This window comes from Flavobacterium commune (assembly GCF_001857965.1).
GTDB lineage: Bacteria > Bacteroidota > Bacteroidia > Flavobacteriales > Flavobacteriaceae > Flavobacterium > Flavobacterium commune.
In genome coordinates, this window is record NZ_CP017774.1 from 2,394,672 (window position 1) to 2,414,649 (window position 19,978).

Here is a 19,978-nt window from a genome sequence, read left to right on the forward strand (position 1 = left end):
AAATTATAATGAGCACTTTTATAAACGATAACTTTTTATTAGAAAATAAATTCGCAGAAGAATTATATCATAATTATTCTAAGAATCAACCGATTATTGATTACCACAATCACCTGAATCCTCAGTTTATTGCCGAAGATAAAATCTTCAACAATATTACTGATGTTTGGATTAAAGGTGATCACTACAAATGGCGTGCAATGCGTACTTTAGGGATCAACGAACAATTTGTAACCGGTAATGGTTCTGATAAAGATAAGTTTTTAAACTGGGCCAAAACAGTTCCTTATACAATGCGTAATCCATTGTATCATTGGACGCACCTGGAGTTAGCTCGTTATTTTGATATTACTGATTTATTAAACGAAAAATCAGCTGAAAGAATTTATGACGAAACTTCGGCTAAAGTAAATTCTGCTGAATACAGCACGAGAAACTTGTTGCGTAAAGTAAATGCTGAATTAGTATGTACTACTGAAGATCCAATTGATAGTCTGGATTTTCACGAGCAATTAGCTAAAAGTGATTTCAAAACTACAGTAAGTACTGCTTTTAGACCTGACAAAGCAATTTTAATTGCTAATGATGGTTACAACGAATACCTTGATGTTTTAGGGCAAAAAGCTTCAATTTCGATTAATACTTATGCTGATTTACAAGCGGCTTTAAGAAACAGAATTGAATATTTTAATGCTAATGGTTGCCAACTTTGTGACCACGGATTAGATCAAATTTATTTTGAGAACTATACTGAAAGCGAAGTAAATGCTATTTTCAAAAAGAAAAGAGAAAACCAGGCTATCAGCAATGAAGAAGCTTTGAAATTCCAAAGTGCTATCTTAGTATTCTTATGTGAAACTTACCATGAATTTGGATGGGTTCAACAATTTCACTTAGGAGCTTTGAGAAATAATAATGCTCGTATGCACCGTATTTTAGGACCTGATACTGGATGGGATTCTATTGGAGATTATCCACAGGCTCAAAAATTATCAGCTTTCTTAAATGCTTTGGATAGTAAAGATAAATTGACAAAAACTATTATTTATAACCTGAATCCTGCTGATAACGAAGTAATGGCTACCATGATTGGTAACTTTAACGACGGAAGTGTTAGAGGAAAAGTACAATTTGGTTCAGGATGGTGGTTCTTAGATCAAAAAGATGGTATGACAAAACAATTAAACGCTCTTTCTAACATGAGTTTAATTAGCTGTTTTGTTGGGATGTTGACTGACTCAAGAAGTTTCTTGTCTTTCCCTAGACACGAGTATTTCCGTCGTATTCTTTGTAACCTTTTAGGAGACGAAATAAAAAGAGGAGAATTACCGGCTTCTGAAATGGAATGGATTGGAAAAATGGTTTCTGATATCAGCTATGGTAATGCTAAGGAATATTTCAAATTCCCGGTAAAATAATTAAAGTATAATTTATTAAAAATATATTTCACTTGAAAAAAGTAGTCACTTTTGGAGAAATTCTACTGCGTTTGTCTACAGACAGACATTTGAGGTTTGCTCAGGCCGAGTCTTACAAAGCAACCTATGGTGGGGGAGAATTTAATGTAGCTGTTTCGCTTGTAAATTACGGGATGAAGGCTGAGTTTGTTACTAAAGTACCTAATAATGAATTAGGAAGTTGTGCTATCCACGAAATGCGCAAACTGGATGTAGATTGTCAAAATGTACTGAGAGGTGGAGATCGTTTAGGAATTTATTTCCTTGAAACAGGAACCAGTACTCGTGCCAGTAATGTAATTTATGACAGAGCAAACAGTTCAATGTCTACTTTGAAAAAAGGAGAATTTGACTGGAAAGAAATATTAAAAGATGCAACTTGGTTTCACTGGAGCGGAATTACTCCTGCGCTTTCTCAAACTGCTGCCGAAGCTTGTTTTGAAGCTATCAAAGTAGCTCACGAATTAGGTTTGACTATTTCTACCGATTTGAATTACCGTTCAAAACTTTGGAATTATGGTAAACAACCTAAGGATGTTATGCCTGAAATGTTAAAGTATAGTAATATTATCTTAGGAGACATTGATACAGCTAACTTTATGTTAGGTTTGGATAAGGTAGATCCTGATTATCAGCAAGTAGCGACATTGCCGGCTTTATATGATCAGGTGTTTAAACTTTGCCCTGAATTAAAATACATGTCAACTACTTTGCGTTATTCTGTTAGTGCTTCTCACCAACGTATCGGAGGAATCCTTTATGATGGTAGCCAGGTGTATAAAGCTGCTGTACAGGAAGTAACTCCGGTTGTGGATAGAGTTGGTAGTGGTGATGCTTTCATGGGAGGTTTAATCTATGGTTTAAACGAAGAACCTTTGGATAAACAAAGAGCATTAAACTTTGCGGTTGCGGCTTGTTGTTTGAAACACACTATTTACGGAGATTATAATTTAATTACTAAAAATGAAATTGAAAAATTACTTGATGGGGATTTCACAGGTAAGGTTTCAAGATAAAAAAATATAAAATGGCTCAATTTACACGTATAGAAGTTGCTACAGCAATGAAAGAAACAGGGATGATTCCTTTGTTTTTTAGTAATGATCTGGAATTAAGTAAAAATGTATTGAAAGCTTGTTATGACGGAGGTGCCCGTTTGATGGAATTTACTGCAAGAGGGGATTTCGCTCACGAAGTTTTTGCTGAATTAACAAAATACGCTATCAAAGAATTACCTGGAATGATAATGGGAGTAGGGTCGGTAACTGATGCCGCAGCTGCTTCATTGTATATGCAATTAGGAGCTAATTTTATTGTAACTCCGGTATTTAGAGAAGATATTGCTATTGCTTGTAACCGTAGAAAAGTATTATGGTCTCCTGGTTGTGGTACATTATCTGAAATTGCAAGAGCAGAGGAATTAGGATGTGAGATTGTTAAATTGTTCCCTGGAGAAATCTACGGACCACAATTTATCAAAGGTGTTAAAGGACCTTGCCCTTGGACTAATATCATGCCTACAGGTGGGGTTTCAACTGAAAGAGATAATTTAAAATCATGGTTTGATGCTGGTGCAACTTGTGTTGGAATTGGATCTCAATTAATTTCAGCTGAAGTTTTGAAAAATAAAGATTATGCAGGATTAGCTCAAAAAGTAAAAGAAACGATAGCAACTATTGCCGATTTACGTAAAAAATAAAAAACAATACAACCAACTATGTCAGAAGTAATGGAAAAATTAAACAGAAAGAATAGAGGATTAGAACAATTGAATCCAATAAAAGTAGTACAATTTGGTGAAGGTAACTTTTTAAGAGCTTTTGTTGATTACGCTTTTCAAAGATTAAATAATGAAGTTAATTTCAATGCTGGTATTGCGATGGTTCAGCCATTGGCAGGTGGTATGGTAAACATGATTAATGACCAGGATGGTCTTTATACTTTGTTTATGAACGGAATCAAAAAAGGAGAAAAAATAGAAGACATTCAGTTAATTACTAATGTTGTAAAAGGAATCAATCCTTATACTGATTTTGCCGATTATTTAGCGTTAGCTAAAGAAGAAGAGCTTCAGTTTATTGTTTCAAATACTACTGAAGCCGGAATTGAATTCGTTGGAACAGATACTCCTGATATGCAGCCTCCAGCTTCATTTCCTGCAAAGTTGACTGTTTTGTTATATGAAAGATTCAAACATTTTAATGGTGATGCTTCAAAGGGAGTGACTATCATTCCTTGTGAATTGATTGACTACAATTCAGAAGCCTTGAAGAAATGTATCTTGCAATATTGTGAATTATGGAAGTTGGAAGAAGCATTTGTAACTTGGGTTTCTGAGGCTTGTACCTATCACAGTACTTTGGTTGACAGAATCGTTCCTGGATATCCAAGAGCTAATATTGAAGAATACAATAGCAAATTAGATTATCAGGATAATTTAATTGTTGCGGCTGAACCATTTTTCCTTTGGGCAATTGAAGGTGGGGAAGATTTAAAAGCGAAGTTACCATTCCATAAAACAGATTTGAATGTAAAAATTGTTGACGATATTCGTCCTTTCAAAATGATTAAAGTTCGTATTTTGAATGGAGCACATACCGCAATGGTTCCTGTTTCTCTTTTATTTGGTAACAAATTAGTAATGGAAACGGTTAATGGCGATTTTACCGGACCGTTTGTAGATAATGTTATCAGTGAAATTAGTGAAACCCTTCCTATGGATAAAAACGAAATCACTGCCTATGCTGAAGAGGTAATGGATCGTTTTAAAAATCCATTTATCAAACATGCTTTGGCTGATATTGCTTTAAATTCAATCTCAAAATTCAAAGTAAGAGTTTTGCCTAGTTTATTAGGATATTATAATGCGAAAAAAGAACTTCCAACTAGTTTAACTTTTTCATTAGCTTGTTTGATCCAATTCTACAAAGGGACTTGGAATAATGAAGCTTTACCGGTAAAAGATACTCCGGAATTAGTTGAAGCATTCAAAAAAGCCTGGGAATTAAAAGATTTAAATTCAGTTGTAGCTACAGTTTTAGCCAATACAGAATTTTGGGGTGAAGATTTAACAAAAGTTGACGGATTATCACAAGCTTTAGTGCTTGCTTTAAATGAAATTGAGACCAATGGTATAGAGCAGGGGTTTATCAATTTTTCTCAAAAAAAATAAAAAAAGACAAAAAAATCAAGTTAATTAAGATGCAAAAGAAATTAATAAAAGTAGATCCTTCGGATAATGTGGCTGTAGCGTTAGTAAACCTAACTGCTGGAGAAACTATCGCTTTTGAAGGAGAAGATGTTTTAGTATTATCGGATACTAAAATGAAGCATAAGATTGCAATGGTAGATTTTGAGCCTGGAGATAAAATCTATATGTACGGTGTAATCGTTGGAAAAGCTAGCCAAAAAATTGCTAAAGGTGATGTTATTGCTACTACTAATGTAAAACACGAAAGTGCTAAGGTAACTGGTAAAACAGAAACTATTGGTTGGGATGTTCCTAATGTTGACAAATGGAAAGATAAAACTTTCATGGGATACCACCGTGAAGACGGACAAGTGGGAACTGAGAATGTTTGGTTGTTCTTCCCATTAGTATTTTGTGAGAACAGAAATATCGAAATCTTAAAAGGTATTTTCGAAAAAGAATTAATGAAACCAAAAGAGAACGATTACCAATTGTTGCTTCGTTCTTTGGTTAATTCTGAAAAAGGCGGTGATGAAGTGGTACAAAAATCAACAGAAGTAGATTTATTCCAAAATATCGAAGTAAAGTTTATTCAGCACCAAGGTGGTTGTGGAGGAATCCGTCAGGATTCTCATAGCTTGGCTAAATTGTTGGCTGGATATGTAAATAATCCTAACGTTGCCGGAGCTACTGTGTTGAGTTTAGGTTGCCAAAACTTACAAATTTCTATCTTCCAGGATGCGATGAAAGAAATTAATCCAAACTACAGCAAGCCGGTTTTAATTTACGACCAACAATCTATTGGTACAATTGAAGAAATGTTGAGTACTGTAGTAAAAGATTCATTTGCTGCTATTAAAGAGGCTAATAAAATTGAAAGAAAACCTGCTCCATTATCTAAATTAAGAATTGGTTTAGAGTGTGGTGGTTCTGATGGATTCTCAGGAATTTCTGCAAACCCAACATTAGGAGTGTTGTCTGATAAATTAGTGGCGTTGGGAGGAACTACAATTCTTTCTGAATTCCCAGAATTATGTGGTGTTGAGCAGGAATTAGTAAACCGTTGTATCGATGATAAAGACGGACAACGTTTCTTAGACTTAATGAAATGGTATGAGAAAACAGTTATTGATGCTGGTTCAGGATTTGATATGAATCCTTCTCCGGGTAACATCAAAGACGGTTTGATTACTGATGCAATGAAATCAGCAGGTGCTTCTAAAAAAGGAGGAACTTCTCCAATTGTAGGGGTTTACGATTATGGAGAGTATATCAACGAGCCAGGATTTACATTGTTATGTACTCCAGGAAACGACGTTGAATGTACTACTGCAATGGTAGGTTCAGGAGCGAATATGGTATTGTTTACAACAGGTTTAGGAACTCCAACAGGAAATCCAATTGCTCCGGTCGTAAAAGTATCGTCTAACACTCAATTGGCTCAAAAAATGTCTGATATTATCGATTTTAACACTGGTGGAATTATAACAGGTGATAAATCGATTGAAGAAACAGCTGACGAAATGTTAGAATTTATTATAAAAGTAGCTAGTGGTGAAGTAAAAACCAAAGCTGCCATTTTAAATCAAAATGACTTCATTCCTTGGAAACGAGGAGTATCGCTATAAAGATTGTTTTTAGATTTTGTTTTTAGTTAAAAAGGGAGGTGTTTTTTATAATGCCTCCCTTTTTTTATTGGTTTCAAATAGAAATTTAGGTTTAATAGTCAAAAATAGTTGGTAAAAGTTCTGTTAAGCATTGAAAAATATGACACTCCCGAAAGTTTATTGAAATTCGTTTCAATAAACTTTTTTTATTTATGAAAAACTCAAAAAAAAGCGCTGTCCAACATGTAAAAGTCTTCAAACTATTAAATGGGGAATCCAGTTAAATAAGCAAAGATTTAAATGTAAAGATTGTGGACAATTATTTACATCAAATAATAAATCTGTTTCGGATTCTAATAAAGAAATTTGGTTTAGAAACTGGGTAATTGGCAAAGATACATTTGATAAACTATCAGTCGAATCAGGATATAGCAAAAGTACATTGCAACGTTATTTTTCTAAAATGTTATCCAAAGCTCCAATTTTAGAATTTAATTCAACAGATGAAATTTACCTGGTAATTGATGGAACTTATTTTCCAAATGATATTTGTCTGGTGGTTTATAGAAACTTTCATTTAAAGTCGACACAGCTTTATAGAATGACTAATGGAGAGCATTTTGAGGAAATAGCAGAAGACTTGCAAAATTTATTAAGTCTAGGAATCAAAATAAAAAGTATTACATCTGATGGAGACAAATCATCTATAAAAGCCATTAAAAAAGTTTGTCCACGAGTGCCTTTTCAAAGATGTTTAGTCCATATCTCAAGAATGTGTAGAATATGGCTTACACAGAACCCTAAACATAAATCTGGTTTTGAACTCAAACAAATAGCAGTAAAAATCCATCATATTGATTCTGAATACAAACGACAATTATGGCTAATAGAGCTCATTCAATGGGAAGAACGATATAGAGATTTTATTAACCAAAAATCATATAATATTGAAACAGGAAGATATTGGTATACTCATAAAATGGTTAGAAGATCATTTACCGTAATCAAGAAAGCTATACCTAACATGTTCCTGTACTTGAAGGATGACAAAATACCCAACTCAACAAACTCTCTAGAATCCTTTTTTGGACACTTAAAAGGTAACTTGAATATTCATAGAGGATTAAGTTTAGCTAATAGAAAGAACTTCTTGAAATGGTATTTATATTATAAAAACCAAACCTAAAATAGGTTTTTTGTAAGCCATATCAGATTGCCGATAATTAAAAGGATAGCTAAAAACTATCCTTTTAATTATCGTATAATCATCAAATTTATTGCTGGCTGGTTGCTCCTCAGCAGAGCCAACTTCCTCTTCAATTTGATAGCGTAATTTAACTAATCCAAAATGAAAAATTACCAACTATTTTTGACCACATTACCGAAATTTACTCAAGCTTAAAAAAAGACCGCAGATTGCTTCGCCAATTCGCTATCGTTCGAGCCGCAGATTTTTAAAATTTATAATCTGTGAATCTGCGGTAATTTTTTTTGATTTTTTTGATTCTGTAAAATCAAATCTATTGTGGTTTAAATTTGAGGTATTCTGGTTGAAGATTGACGGATGAGTAATTTAGGTGATAAAATCACTTTGTTTTCAGATTTTTTATTGTTGATTTTGTCTAAAAATACCTGGGCAGCCATTTTTCCCATTTCTAAAGGCGACTGGTCAATTGTAGAAATAGACAATTCCATGAATTTGGTAAAAGGTTCGTTTCCAAAACCAAAAACACAAAAATCTTCAGGGATTTTTATACCGCGCTCTTTTAATTTTTGAATAGCACCTAAAGCTGCAAAATCACTGGTAGAAAAAATAGCGTTGGGAGGATTCTCTAAGGCTAATAATTTTTCGACAGCATCTCTTCCTTCGGTAACATTACTTTTTATAGAGATGATATAATCGGGATTGATGGGGATATTATTGTCTAATAAGGCTTTTTCGTAACCTCTGTAGCGGTCTTCATAGATTTCTAACGAGCGGTCTCCTGAGAAATAAGCTATCTTTTTACAGCCTTGTTCAATAAGGTGTTGGGTGGTCTGGTATGAAGCCAGATAATCATCAATAGTTACCGAACTCACATTCTTCATTTCTTTTTTTCGGTCAAAAAAGATTAAAGGAATGTTTTTTTGGATAACGCGTTCTATGTAGTGGTTGTTTTCCTTTGGAAGATTGGAAATAGACATAAAAATACCGTCAACCTGAGCGTTCAATAAGGTGTTGACATTTTCGACCTCTCTGTTTTCGTCTTCATGAGTTTGACAAATAATAACCTGGTAGCCTTCAGGATGCAAGCCTTCTTCAATCCCCCGAATTACCGAAGCGAAAAAATTAGTGTTAATGCGAGGCACAATAACACCTACATTGTTACTTTTTCCACTTCTTAATGCTAATGCTAATTTGTTTTGCTTGTAATTCATTTTATTAGCCGTTTCAAGGACTAATTTTCGAGTGCTTTGACTTATTTTAGGATTGTTGTTTAATGCTCTCGAAACAGTTGCAGCAGTTATATTTAGCGCTTTGGCAATGTCATAAATTGTTGTTTTTCCACTCATTATAATTGGTCTATCTCGGTAAAAATACTATATTTTTTTATATAATTATTTGTTTGGTACTGATATTGATAAGATTTTAAAATCAAATTAAGGTTTTTGCCTTTGTTTTTTATCTAAAATATGGTTTTATAGTATTTTACGAATTAAAAGCTTATTTTTTTATAAAGTAAAATAAATGTTCTTTTTTTTGTGTAAATCTATTTTTTTTGATGATTTTTATAGTTTAAATAAAAAAATAACTATAGATTTGTGTAATCGATTACATGAAATCAACCGTTTTTTAAGTCGAATAATTTTTTTGAATTTAACTTCTTTAATTTTTAATCCATGCAAAATAAACTGCATCGTTCGTTTTTTAGTTTCTCTATTGTTTTGGTTTTTGCTTTTTTAACTAATTGTTCAGCCCAAAAAGGAGCGAATGCCATTTTAGCCAATCCCTGGAAAGTAAAGCAGCAAATTGAAAAGTCAGTAGTAGTTCCTGTTTTTGTCAATAAAAACTATAGTATTGTTGATTATGGAGCTAAGAGTGGAGGATTGATTAATAATTCAGAAGCTTTTAAAAAAGCAATTGAAGCCTGCGCTAAAAACGGAGGTGGAAAGGTGGTTATTCCGTCTGGTAAATTCTTAACAGGACCAATTCATTTGGATAACAATGTCAATCTTCATCTGGAGGCCGGAGCTGAAATTTTGTTCAGCACAAAGTCATCTGATTACCCTTTGGTGAGAACTTCATTTGAAGGAACAGAATTAATGAATCATTCTCCGCTGATTTATGCTTATAATAAAAAAAATGTTGCTGTGACAGGTAAAGGGATTTTGAACGGTCAGGCCGATAATGATAATTGGTGGTATTGGTGCGGTGCAAAACAATACGGATGGGCTGAAGGAAGAGGGAATCAGAATGATCCTCAAAATCGTATTCGATTAGTAGAATCAGGAGAACAAAATGTTCCGGTTGATGAAAGAATTTATGGTGAGGGCTCTTATTTAAGACCCAATTTTATTGAGTTTTTTGGTTGTACAGACGCATTGATTAAAGATGTGAAAATTATAAATGCGCCATTTTGGGTTATTCATCCTATGAAATCAACAAATGTGACGGTTGATGGTGTAACAGTTGAAAGCCATGGGCCTAATAACGATGGTTGTGATCCTGAATATTCTAAAAATGTGATTATAAAAAACTGTACTTTTAATACAGGAGACGATTGTATTGCAATTAAAGCAGGTAAAGATGGTGATGGAAGACGTGTAGCCATGAAGAGTGAGAACATTATTGTGAAAGATTGTAAAATGCTTGATGGTCACGGAGGAGTAGTAATGGGTAGCGAAATGACGGGCGGAATTAAGAACGTTTTTGTTGAAAATTGCGCTATGGACAGTCCCAATTTAGACAGAGCCATTCGTATCAAATCCAATTCAAGAAGAGGTGGTATTGTAGAAAATGTTTTTGTTCGAAATATTAAAGTCGGTCAGGTTAAAGAAGCGGTTTTAAGAATTAATATGTTCTATAATGTGTACGGAAACCAAACAGGCAATTATATTCCTCAGGTAAAGAATGTGATTCTGGAGAATGTAAAAGTTAAAAATGGTGGAAAATATGGCGTTTTAGCTCAGGGATATAAAGAATTACCTATTGAAAACGTATTATTGAAAAATGTAACTATTGAGAAAGTAGGAGAGGCTTATTCGATAGATAATGTGAAGAATATTCAGTTTATAAACACTTATATCAACGGAAAAAAAGTAGCTAGTCCTAAGGGATTGTAAAAGGTAAGGAAGCTTTGAATCATTTTTAGACAGAATTAGAAATATTGAGTATTCACGATAAATTTAGCATTATGAGAAAATTTTCTTTGTTTGTATATTCTGGTTTGGGGATATTTACCATTTGTGTCTTGTTTTTATGTTGTAAACCAATTGAACAAGCAAGAGCCACTGCTGTAAATAAACAAGAACAATCAATTTCTGATAAGTTAAAATGGTCAGAGCGAATGGCATTGTCCATTATGAAGCGTCATCCTAAAGCCTGGCAGATTGATTATCACGAAAAACCAAAATGGGATTATAAGATTGGTATGATTTTAACGGCTTATGAAAAGTTGTATGCTCAAACTAAAGAAGAAAAATATTTTGATTACATAAAAGGATATGCCGATACATTGATTGATGATTCTGGGAATTTTCAAAATTTTAATCCTCAGGATCATAATATTGATTTTATTAATGCCGGAAAAATTCTTTTTGGGCTTTATAATAAAACGAAGGAAAAAAAATATTTAACGGCTTTACAAACATTACGAAATCAATTTGTTGATTATCCAAGGACGGTTTCCGGGGGATTTTGGCATAAAAAAATATATCCTAATCAAATGTGGTTAGACGGTTTGTACATGGGACAACCTTTTTATGCAAGATATACTGTTGAGTTTGAAAAGGGTGAAAAATTAGACGATGTGGCCCATCAATTTGAGTTGCTTCGCAATCATGCTTATGATAAAGAAACAGGATTGTTTTTTCATGCCTGGGACGAAAGTAAAGCAATGCCTTGGGCCAATAAAGAAACGGGGACAGCTCCGCATATTTGGTTAAGAGCTCTGGGTTGGTACGGAATGGCGTTAGTGGATGTCTTGGATTATTTTCCTAAAGATCATCCTAAACAAAAACAATTAGTAGCTTATTTGAATGAATTAGCCAGCGGTGTTAGTAAATATCAGGACGTATCGGGATTATGGTATCAGGTACCGAATTTACCAAACCGGGCAGGAAATTATTTAGAAGCTTCAGGTTCGTCAATGTTAGTTTACGCAATTGCAAAAGGAGTGCATAAAGGCTATTTGCCTAAAGCGATGAATAAAATTGCTCTTAAAGGTTTTAATGGTTTGACAACTAAACTGATAAAAGTGGACGATAATGGCGAATTGCATATCACACAAGTCTGTGCCAGTGCCGGTTTAGGAGGAAATCCATACCGAGATGGTTCATTCGAATATTATATGAGTGAAAAAATCAAAGTTGACAATTCACATGGCTTAGGGGCTTTTTTATTGGCAGCAATCGAATTAGATAAATAATAAAAAAAATAATTAAAAACATAAAATGATGAAATTAATGAGAGCAAAACAATTTTTATTTACGTTTATTTTAATAGGCGCATTAGGATTTACAAGTTGTAAATCGCAGTCAAACGCAGCTTCGGCATCAAAAGAGCTAACATCTCCAAAGTTAAAATGGTCAGAGAAAATGGCTTTAACGCTAATGATGCGTCATCCAAAAGCTTTTCAAATTGATGACAGAACTACTGCAAAATGGGATTATGTTCATGGTTTAGTAGCCAGTTCTATCGAGGAATTGTACAAAAAAACCAAAGATGAAAAGTATTATGAGTATGTAAAAGGTTATGCAGATGCTTTAATTGATGAAAAGGGGAATATTGCTACTTATGAGATGGATAAATACAATATCGATATGGTCGTGGCTGCTAATATCTTGTTTGATATTTATGACAGAACAAAAGAAAACAAGTATTTAGTTGCGATGCAAACCATTAGAAAACAATTGGATAATCAGCCTAGAACTGCAAGTGGCGGATTCTGGCACAAACAAATTTATCCTAACCAAATGTGGTTAGATGGTTTGTACATGGGACAGCCATTCTACGCTCAATATACTACAAAGTTTGAAAATGGAAAACAACTGGATGATGTAGCCAAACAATTTGAATTACTTGAAAAAAATGATAAAGATCCTAAAACCGGATTGTTATACCATGCCTGGGACGAAAGCAGAAAGATGCCTTGGGCTGATAAAGTAACAGGGAAATCACCTAATTTCTGGTCTCGTGCTTTAGGCTGGTATGCTATGGCATTAGTTGATGTTTTGGATAATTTCCCAAAAGAACATCCAAAACAAAAGGAATTAGTAGGTTATTTGAACGAATTGGCAGTAGCCTTAGAAAAAGTGCAGGATAAAAAAACAGGATTGTGGTATCAGGTAACGGATATGGCAGGAAGAGAAGGAAACTATCTTGAAGCTTCCGGTTCTTCAATGTTTGCTTATGCTTTAGCAAAAGGAGTAAACAAAGGATACTTGCCGGCTAAATTTAAAAAAGTAGCTAATTTTGCTTTTGACGGATTGACAACCAAATTAATCCGAGTGGATGCCGATGGCGGAATTACTTTGACTCAATGTTGTCAGGTAGCAGGTTTAGGAGGAAATCCATACCGAGATGGTTCTTATGAGTATTATGTAAATGAGAAAAAGAAAGATAATGATCCTAAAGCCACAGGGCCGTTTATCTTAGCGGCAATCGAATTAAACAGATAATTTCAAGCCATAAAAATTAAAATTTCACCATTAAGAAATTAAGAAAATTTAGACTTAACGTTTCTTGATTTCTTAATGGTTTTTTTAAAAATATCCTTTTGATTTATAGTGTGTTTCTAGCCAATATCTGCTTATATAAACTTTAGGTTATAAGTTGAAAAAACTTTCGTTCAGATTTATATGACTCCTGCCTGTCGGCAGACAGGTATAGGGTAAAGAAAAACACATTATTAATATTTAATTTTCTTCTATGAAGTTTCTAAATAATACATTGGCAATAGGATTAGTTATACTATCTGGCCAACTAATTGTTGCACAAAAAACAAATGAGGTTTCTAAAGTTTGGGTAGCTGATAACGGCGACGGAACTTATAAAAATCCAGTTTTACATGCGGATTATTCGGATCCCGATGCTATTCGTGTAGGGGACGATTATTATATGACTGCTTCTTCTTTTAATTGTATTCCGGGATTGCCTATTTTGCATTCTAAGGATTTAGTCAATTGGGAATTAGTAAATTACGCACTTCCAAAACAGCCTCCTTTTGACATTTTTGATAAGCCACAACATGGAAACGGAGTTTGGGCACCTTGCATTCGTTATCACAATGAGGAGTTTTATATTTATTACCCCGATCCTGATTACGGAATTTATATGATTAAAACCAAGGATCCAAAAGGACTTTGGTCAGAGCCAATATTGGTAAAAGCAGGAGTAGGATTGATTGATCCTGCGCCTTTATGGGATGATGACGGCAAAGCTTATTTAGGTTTTGCTTTTGCAGGAAGTCGTGCCGGTGCCAAAAGTTTGCTGGCTGTTTGTTCGATGAATCCTGAAGGAACAGTGGCTAATGATGATGCTGTTATGGTTCTTGATGGACATCTTGATGAAGCTACGGTAGAAGGACCTAAGTTTTATAAACGCAATGGTTATTATTACATTTTTGCCCCAGCTGGTGGTGTTCCTACAGGCTGGCAAACCGTTATGCGTTCAAAAAATGTTTTTGGTCCTTATGAAAAACGAAAAGTAATCGATCAGGGTAAAACACCTATTAATGGTCCTCATCAGGGTGCCTGGGTGGATACTCAAACAGGTGAAGACTGGTTTTTTCATTTTCAGGATAAAGGTGCTTATGGAAGAATTGTGCATTTGCAACCGATGAAATGGATAAACGATTGGCCGGTTATTGGAATTGATAACGACAAAGACGGGAAAGGAGAACCGGTTTTAACGTATAAAAAACCAAATGTTGGTAAAACATTTCCAATTATGACACCACCTGATTCAGATGAATTTAATTCGACTAAATTAGGGCTGCAATGGCAATGGCATGCTAACTATCAGGTGTATTGGGGAATGCCAACATCAATGGGATTTTATAATTTGTTCTGTCGTCCAATGCCTGAAAAAGCAGTTAATTTATTTGATGTTCCTAATATTTTAGCACAAAAATTCCCGGCTAATGAATTTACGGCTACCTCCAAAATGACTTTTAACGCTCGTTTTGATGGAGAAAGTATTGGATTGGTGATTATGGGGTTGGATTATAGTGTGCTAAAAGTAAAACAGCAAAATGGCGAATTGTTTATTTCTCAGCTTGTTTGTAAAAATGCCGATAAAAAAGGCGTTGAGACAGAATTAGCAGCAGTAAAATTAGATAAAAACACTTTTTATTTACAAACTAAGGTAAAAGCGGGCGGAATTTGCAGTTTCTTTTACAGTACCGATGGTGAAAATTTTAAAGCCTTAGGCGAAGATTTTAAATCCCGTGAAGGGAAATGGATTGGAGCTAAAATTGGTTTAACAGCTCTTAGAGAAGGAAAAATAAACGATGCCGGAAGTGTAGCGGTTGATTGGTTTAGATTTACTAAATAAAAATAGAACGATGAATAATTTTTTTAAAGGAATAATGATACTTTTCTGCTTTTTTCTGGCAGGGATAAACATGTATGCTCAGGTTTTGGATAAATCATGGAAGAGCATTACCGAGATTAAAGATGAAAGTTGGTTTGCATCTGCAGAAGCAAAAGCAGTTGCCGAAAATGTGTTGTTGTACCAACGCCATATTGGTGGCTGGCCAAAAAACACTCAAATGCAGAAACCTCTTTCTGATGCTCAAAAGAAAGAATTGTTGGCTCTTAAAACTTCTACAGAAGGTTGTACGACTGATAATGGAGGAACAGTTCAGGAAATGCTTTTTCTTTCTAAAATAAACAAACAACAACCGGATGTCAGCTATCAAAAAGCTTTTCTTTCGGGTTTGGATTATTTACTGAAAGCGCAATATGATAATGGAGGTTGGCCGCAATTTTTTCCTTTGAAAAAAGGCTATTATACACATATTACGTATAACGACGATTCTATGGTAAATATTCTGAATGTCTTAAAGGAAGTTAAAGATAAAACGGATTTTTATTCAATAAAGGCATCAGATGATTTGGTTGCAAAGGCTAAAATAGCTTTCGATAAAGGAATTGATTGTATTGTCAAAAGTCAGTACAAACAAAACGGAGTTTTGACTGCCTGGTGCGCACAACATGATGAGGTTACTTTGTTGCCTGCTAAAGCCCGTGCTTATGAATTACCGTCATTAAGCGGGAAAGAATCGGCTAAAATTACATTGTTGTTAATGGCTGTCGAAAATCCTTCAAAAGAGATAATTGCGGCAGTTGAGGCTGCGGTGGCCTGGTTTGAAAAAGTAAAAATTACTGGATTGAGAGAAGAACGAGTGGTAGATGCTAAAGGGAAAATTACCGATAAAAAGATGATTGCCGATGCCAATGCCCCGGCACTTTGGGCTCGTTTTATGGAATTGGATGACAATAGACCGTTTTTTTGTGATCGCGATGGCATAAAGAAATATTCTCTGGCTGAAATAGGTGACGAAAGAAGAAATGGTTATTCCTGGTACACTAATGAGCCTAAAGAAGTGTTGAAAGCATACGATAAGTGGAAAAAAAAACTTTCAACTGAACTGAATTCGATTAAAAAAAAAGTAGCGAAAGCACCCAAAGATGAGTACAATATTGTAGTGGCGCAAGATGGCAGCGGGGATTATACCAGTATTCAGGATGCTATTTATAATTCGCCTTCTTTTCCATACAAAAGAGTTTTGATTACGGTTAAAAATGGTGTTTATCATGAAAAAGTCCGCATTCCGGAGTGGAATACTAAGATTTCTTTAATTGGCGAAAGCAAAGAAAAGACGACAATCACCTATGATGATTATTTTGGAAAAATCAATTTAGGACGAAATAGTACCTTTTTGACTCCAACAGTATTGGTGGAGGGAAATGATTTTAAGGCAACTAATTTAACCATTAAAAATACTGCGGGTCCTGTTGGTCAGGCAATAGCTTTGTCGGTAGTTGCGGATAGAGTAGTGGTTTCAAATTGTGTAATTTCAGGAAACCAGGACACTTTATATACTTCGGGAGAAGGATTCAAACAGTATTTTAAAGATTGTTTTATTGAAGGAACAGTCGATTTTATTTTTGGAAATGCGACTGCGGTGTTTGATAATTGTGATATTCACAGCAAAAGCAATTCGTATCTAACAGCGGCTTCAACGCCTGAAAGTTCTAAATACGGTTTTGTGTTTATGAATTGCAAATTGACTGCAGACGAAAAAGCAACAGAAGTGTATCTTGGACGACCTTGGCGTATTAACGCTAAAACGGTGTATTTGAATTGCGAAATGGGGAGTCATATTCGAAAAGAAGGATGGAACAATTGGTCTAAAACAGAAGCTGAAAAAGCTTCTTTTTATGCCGAATATAATTGCTCGGGGCCAGGATTTCAGCCAGAAAACAGAGTGGCATGGTCACATCAATTAAAAAAATCAGAAGCTAAAAAATATACTTTAGAAAATATCTTAGGAGATTCTAATTCGAAATCTAATTCGAATTGGTATTCAAATTTTAAATAAAACATTATGAAAATAAAATTATTCCTTTTTTTATTAATTGCTACCAGTTGTTTTGCACAAAAAACAACAGTTTACACCATTGGCGATTCGACAATGGCAAATAAATCCAACCCGACAGAAAATCCCGAACACGGTTGGGCTCAGGTCTTACAGCAATTTTTTGACAACAATGTTGTGGTTGATAACAGAGCGCAAAATGGTCGTAGTACCCGCAGTTTTATCAATGAAAAACGTTGGGATGCTATTTTGGAAACCTTGAAAAAAGGGGATTATGTTTTTATCCAATTTGGACATAATGACCAAAAAGAAAATAAACCGAGCGTTTATACTAATCCGCGAACGGCTTATCGCCAAAATCTAATCAAATTTGTAACCGAAGCTCGTGCTAAAGGCGCAATTCCGGTTTTGTTTTCTTCGATTGTAAGAAGGAATTTTAATGCCGAAGGTACTTTGGTTGACACTCATGGTTTGTATCCAATGGAAACCCGATTAGTGGCTACGGATTATAAAGTGCCATTTATTGATTTACAATATTTGACCGAGTTGTTAGAAGAGTCTTATGGAGTAGAAGGTTCTAAAAAACTGCATTTGCATTTTAATGCAGGCGAAAACGCTTTTTACAAAACCGAAAAACATGATGATACCCATTTATCCTTGTTAGGTGCTACTGAAATTGCTAAATTAGTTGTAGCTGAATTGAAGAAAACGGATTTGGATTTGAAAAAACACATTAAATAATTATTGCTATGAAAAACAATACTTTTTATTTTGTCCTGTTGTTGTGTTTTAATGTTTTATGTTCGCAAACTAAAATTGTAGACAAAAAGATTGAAATAGAGAAAATTGTTAATAGCATTCAGTTGCCTGTTATTCCAAATTATAAAGTTAGTGTAACTAAATTTGGTGCTAAAGGCGATTCGATTACCAATTGTAAATCGGCTTTTGACAAAGCAATGAAAGCCTGTGCAAAAAAACAAGGCGGTACTATTGTGGTCCCTAAAGGAGTTTATACCATTAATGGACCAATCCATTTTGTCAGCAATGTAAAATTGCATCTGGAAGCCGGGGCTAAAATTCGTTTTGGTTCAAATCCGAAAGATTATCCTTTGGTATTGACCAGTTGGGAGGGAACCATGTTGTACAATTATAGCCCATTGATTTATGGTAATAATGTAGAAAATGTTGCCGTAACGGGAAACGGAATTATTGATGGTGAAGCTAAGGATACCTGGATAAAATGGAAGCCTCTTGAAGAAAAAGATAAGCTTTTAAGCAGGGAAATGAATCATAAAAATATTCCCCTAAAAGAGCGTATTTTTGGTGAAGGTCATTATTTAAGACCACAACTGATCCAGTTTGTCAATTCTAAAAACATTTTGATTGAGGATGTTAAAATTGAAGATTCTCCATTTTGGTGTGTACATTTATTAAAATCCAGGAGTATTACGCTTCGCGGTTTAAAATATGATGCGCAGAATAATAATAATGACGGAATTGATCCGGAATATTCAAGTGATGTTTTAATTGAGAATATTAAGTTTAATAACGGAGATGATAATGTTGCTATCAAAGCCGGACGTGATAATGAAGGACGTGATAATTCCAATAGTCCTTCGGAAAATATTGTGATTCGAAATTGCGAATTCAAAGGTTTGCATGCTGTGGTTATTGGTAGCGAAATGTCAGCTGGTGTACGCAATGTGTATGTAGATAATTGCAAGGCCGGAGGTTATTTGAAAAGAGGGATTTATATCAAGACCAATTCCGATAGAGGAGGTTATGTTAAAGATTTGTATTTTTCTAATATTGCTTTGGGGAAAGTTGAGGATTGCATTTATATGACTGCTAATTATCACGGTGAAGGAGCTGGTTTGTATCCTTCTAAAATATCCGATATTTTGATTTCTAATGTGAGTTGTGAGAGTGCTTCTAATACCGCAATTGTTATTGAAGGTTTTCCGGAAAAGAAAGTGGAGAATGTGGTTTTGGATAAAATTACGGTAAAATCAGCTAAAAACGGAATGACCTTGACAAATACCCAGAATATAAGTGTAAACGAAATTATAATTGGTGATAAAATAGGGGTGCCAAGCGCTGTGAAATAGTTTTTTTGAAAAAAAAGTTTGTTGTTTCATCTTGTAAAAAAAAACAAATCAAAGCGAAGTCAGAAAACAAGCTGTTTTTTGACTTCGCTTTGATTTTATAAAAAAGTAAAGATGAATTAATTTCTAAATAGAAAATATAATATTGCCGAAAGAGTGCTGCTGTTTTCAAATTCTCTTAAAAAAGCATACGCTCTCTTCATTTGTGTTTTTACCGTATTAACAGATATGTTGTACATTTCTGCAATTTCTGCATAGCTGTGTCCTTCCACGATATGTGATATAAAAATTTCTCTTCGGGCTTGCGGGATTTTATCTACCAAAGTGAAAATTTTAGTTTTTTTGTTTTCTTCTGCTTTTTCAAAAACATGTTGTTCCTCCATCCTCGGGAGGATGTTTTTATTGTTTTCTAAACTTATTGTTTTGTGTTTTTCTAAATATTGAAGACTTAAATTTTTTACCGCTCTTGTAGCATAAGCCTTAAACGAAATCGTGAAACTGAGTGCTTCTTCTTTTTCCCATAGATAAATAAAAAAGTCCTGTACAACATCTTTTGCCACGTCTTTATCCTTAGTTATGTTAAAAGAAACTAAAGATAGATAGGCAAAATGCTCTTTGTACAAGTCTTCAAATATTTTTAAATCTTTGTGAGATGACATTTGTAAATAAGGATTATTTGTTTTGTAATGGATTACATTGTGTCAAATGTAAAATAAAAACTTAGTTTTTTTTTGTTATATGTAAAAATAAATAAAATTTTTTACTAAAGCTGTCACCCTAAAAGTTTTTTTTGATAACAAATATTTAACAACTA

15 protein-coding genes are annotated in these 19,978 nt (G+C 34.2%); 13 read left to right on the forward strand and 2 right to left on the reverse strand.

The genetic code is table 11. The features are described from left to right. Positions 1 to 8 precede the first annotated feature (8 nt). The 6 genes from uxaC (at position 9) to BIW12_RS10150 (ending at position 7,440) form a co-directional block, all read left to right on the forward strand. A complete protein-coding gene (uxaC, locus tag BIW12_RS10125) occupies positions 9 to 1,418 on the forward strand; it encodes a glucuronate isomerase (RefSeq protein ID WP_071185014.1) in 1,410 nt (469 codons plus the stop codon). Between the two features lie 32 nt (positions 1,419 to 1,450). After that, positions 1,451 to 2,473 carry a sugar kinase gene (locus BIW12_RS10130; RefSeq protein WP_071185015.1) on the forward strand — a complete coding sequence of 341 codons (1,023 nt, stop codon included), beginning with the start codon at positions 1,451 to 1,453 and terminating at the stop codon, positions 2,471 to 2,473. A gap of 11 nt (positions 2,474 to 2,484) precedes the next feature. Next, the gene (locus tag BIW12_RS10135) at positions 2,485 to 3,156 is read left to right on the forward strand and encodes a bifunctional 4-hydroxy-2-oxoglutarate aldolase/2-dehydro-3-deoxy-phosphogluconate aldolase (protein WP_071185016.1); all 672 of its coding nucleotides are present in this window, start codon (positions 2,485 to 2,487) and stop codon (positions 3,154 to 3,156) included. Positions 3,157 to 3,186: 30 nt separating this feature from the next. After that, positions 3,187 to 4,629 carry a tagaturonate reductase gene (locus BIW12_RS10140; protein WP_071186303.1) on the forward strand — a complete coding sequence of 481 codons (1,443 nt, stop codon included), beginning with the start codon at positions 3,187 to 3,189 and terminating at the stop codon, positions 4,627 to 4,629. Positions 4,630 to 4,658: 29 nt separating this feature from the next. Further along, the gene (locus tag BIW12_RS10145) at positions 4,659 to 6,275 is read left to right on the forward strand and encodes a UxaA family hydrolase (protein ID WP_071185017.1); all 1,617 of its coding nucleotides are present in this window, start codon (positions 4,659 to 4,661) and stop codon (positions 6,273 to 6,275) included. Positions 6,276 to 6,462: 187 nt separating this feature from the next. Continuing rightward, positions 6,463 to 7,440, forward strand: coding sequence for an IS256 family transposase, variant Zn-binding type (locus BIW12_RS10150; protein WP_157499540.1), 978 nt, complete (start codon positions 6,463 to 6,465; stop codon positions 7,438 to 7,440). Between the two features lie 344 nt (positions 7,441 to 7,784). Here the strand turns inward: BIW12_RS10150 and BIW12_RS10160 are convergent, their stop codons facing one another. Further along, entirely contained in the window at positions 7,785 to 8,807 is a 1,023-nt protein-coding gene (locus BIW12_RS10160; protein WP_071185019.1) for a LacI family DNA-binding transcriptional regulator, read from the reverse strand. Between the two features lie 327 nt (positions 8,808 to 9,134). On the opposite strand from BIW12_RS10160, the gene BIW12_RS10165 reads away from it, so the two are divergent. The 7 genes from BIW12_RS10165 (at position 9,135) to BIW12_RS10195 (ending at position 19,167) form a co-directional block, all read left to right on the forward strand. Continuing rightward, positions 9,135 to 10,577: a glycoside hydrolase family 28 protein gene (locus tag BIW12_RS10165; RefSeq protein WP_071185020.1), complete on the forward strand. Its 1,443-nt coding sequence runs from the start codon at positions 9,135 to 9,137 to the stop codon at positions 10,575 to 10,577. Positions 10,578 to 10,648: 71 nt separating this feature from the next. After that, positions 10,649 to 11,881 carry a glycoside hydrolase family 88/105 protein gene (locus BIW12_RS10170; protein ID WP_071185021.1) on the forward strand — a complete coding sequence of 411 codons (1,233 nt, stop codon included), beginning with the start codon at positions 10,649 to 10,651 and terminating at the stop codon, positions 11,879 to 11,881. A 28-nt stretch (positions 11,882 to 11,909) separates the two neighbouring features. Continuing rightward, on the forward strand, positions 11,910 to 13,133 hold the full coding sequence (locus tag BIW12_RS10175) for a glycoside hydrolase family 88/105 protein (protein ID WP_071186305.1): 1,224 nt from the start codon (positions 11,910 to 11,912) through the stop codon (positions 13,131 to 13,133). Between the two features lie 250 nt (positions 13,134 to 13,383). After that, on the forward strand, positions 13,384 to 15,009 hold the full coding sequence (locus tag BIW12_RS10180) for a glycoside hydrolase family 43 protein (protein WP_071185022.1): 1,626 nt from the start codon (positions 13,384 to 13,386) through the stop codon (positions 15,007 to 15,009). A 10-nt stretch (positions 15,010 to 15,019) separates the two neighbouring features. Then, positions 15,020 to 17,062, forward strand: coding sequence for a pectate lyase (pelA, locus tag BIW12_RS10185; protein WP_071186307.1), 2,043 nt, complete (start codon positions 15,020 to 15,022; stop codon positions 17,060 to 17,062). 6 nt (positions 17,063 to 17,068) lie between these two features. Continuing rightward, entirely contained in the window at positions 17,069 to 17,800 is a 732-nt protein-coding gene (locus BIW12_RS10190) for a rhamnogalacturonan acetylesterase (RefSeq protein ID WP_071185023.1), read from the forward strand. Positions 17,801 to 17,808: 8 nt separating this feature from the next. Further along, on the forward strand, positions 17,809 to 19,167 hold the full coding sequence (locus tag BIW12_RS10195; protein WP_071185024.1) for a glycoside hydrolase family 28 protein: 1,359 nt from the start codon (positions 17,809 to 17,811) through the stop codon (positions 19,165 to 19,167). Positions 19,168 to 19,283: 116 nt separating this feature from the next. Here the strand turns inward: BIW12_RS10195 and BIW12_RS10200 are convergent, their stop codons facing one another. Further along, positions 19,284 to 19,823 carry a sigma-70 family RNA polymerase sigma factor gene (locus tag BIW12_RS10200; RefSeq protein ID WP_071185025.1) on the reverse strand — a complete coding sequence of 180 codons (540 nt, stop codon included), beginning with the start codon at positions 19,821 to 19,823 and terminating at the stop codon, positions 19,284 to 19,286. Positions 19,824 to 19,978 lie beyond the last annotated feature (155 nt).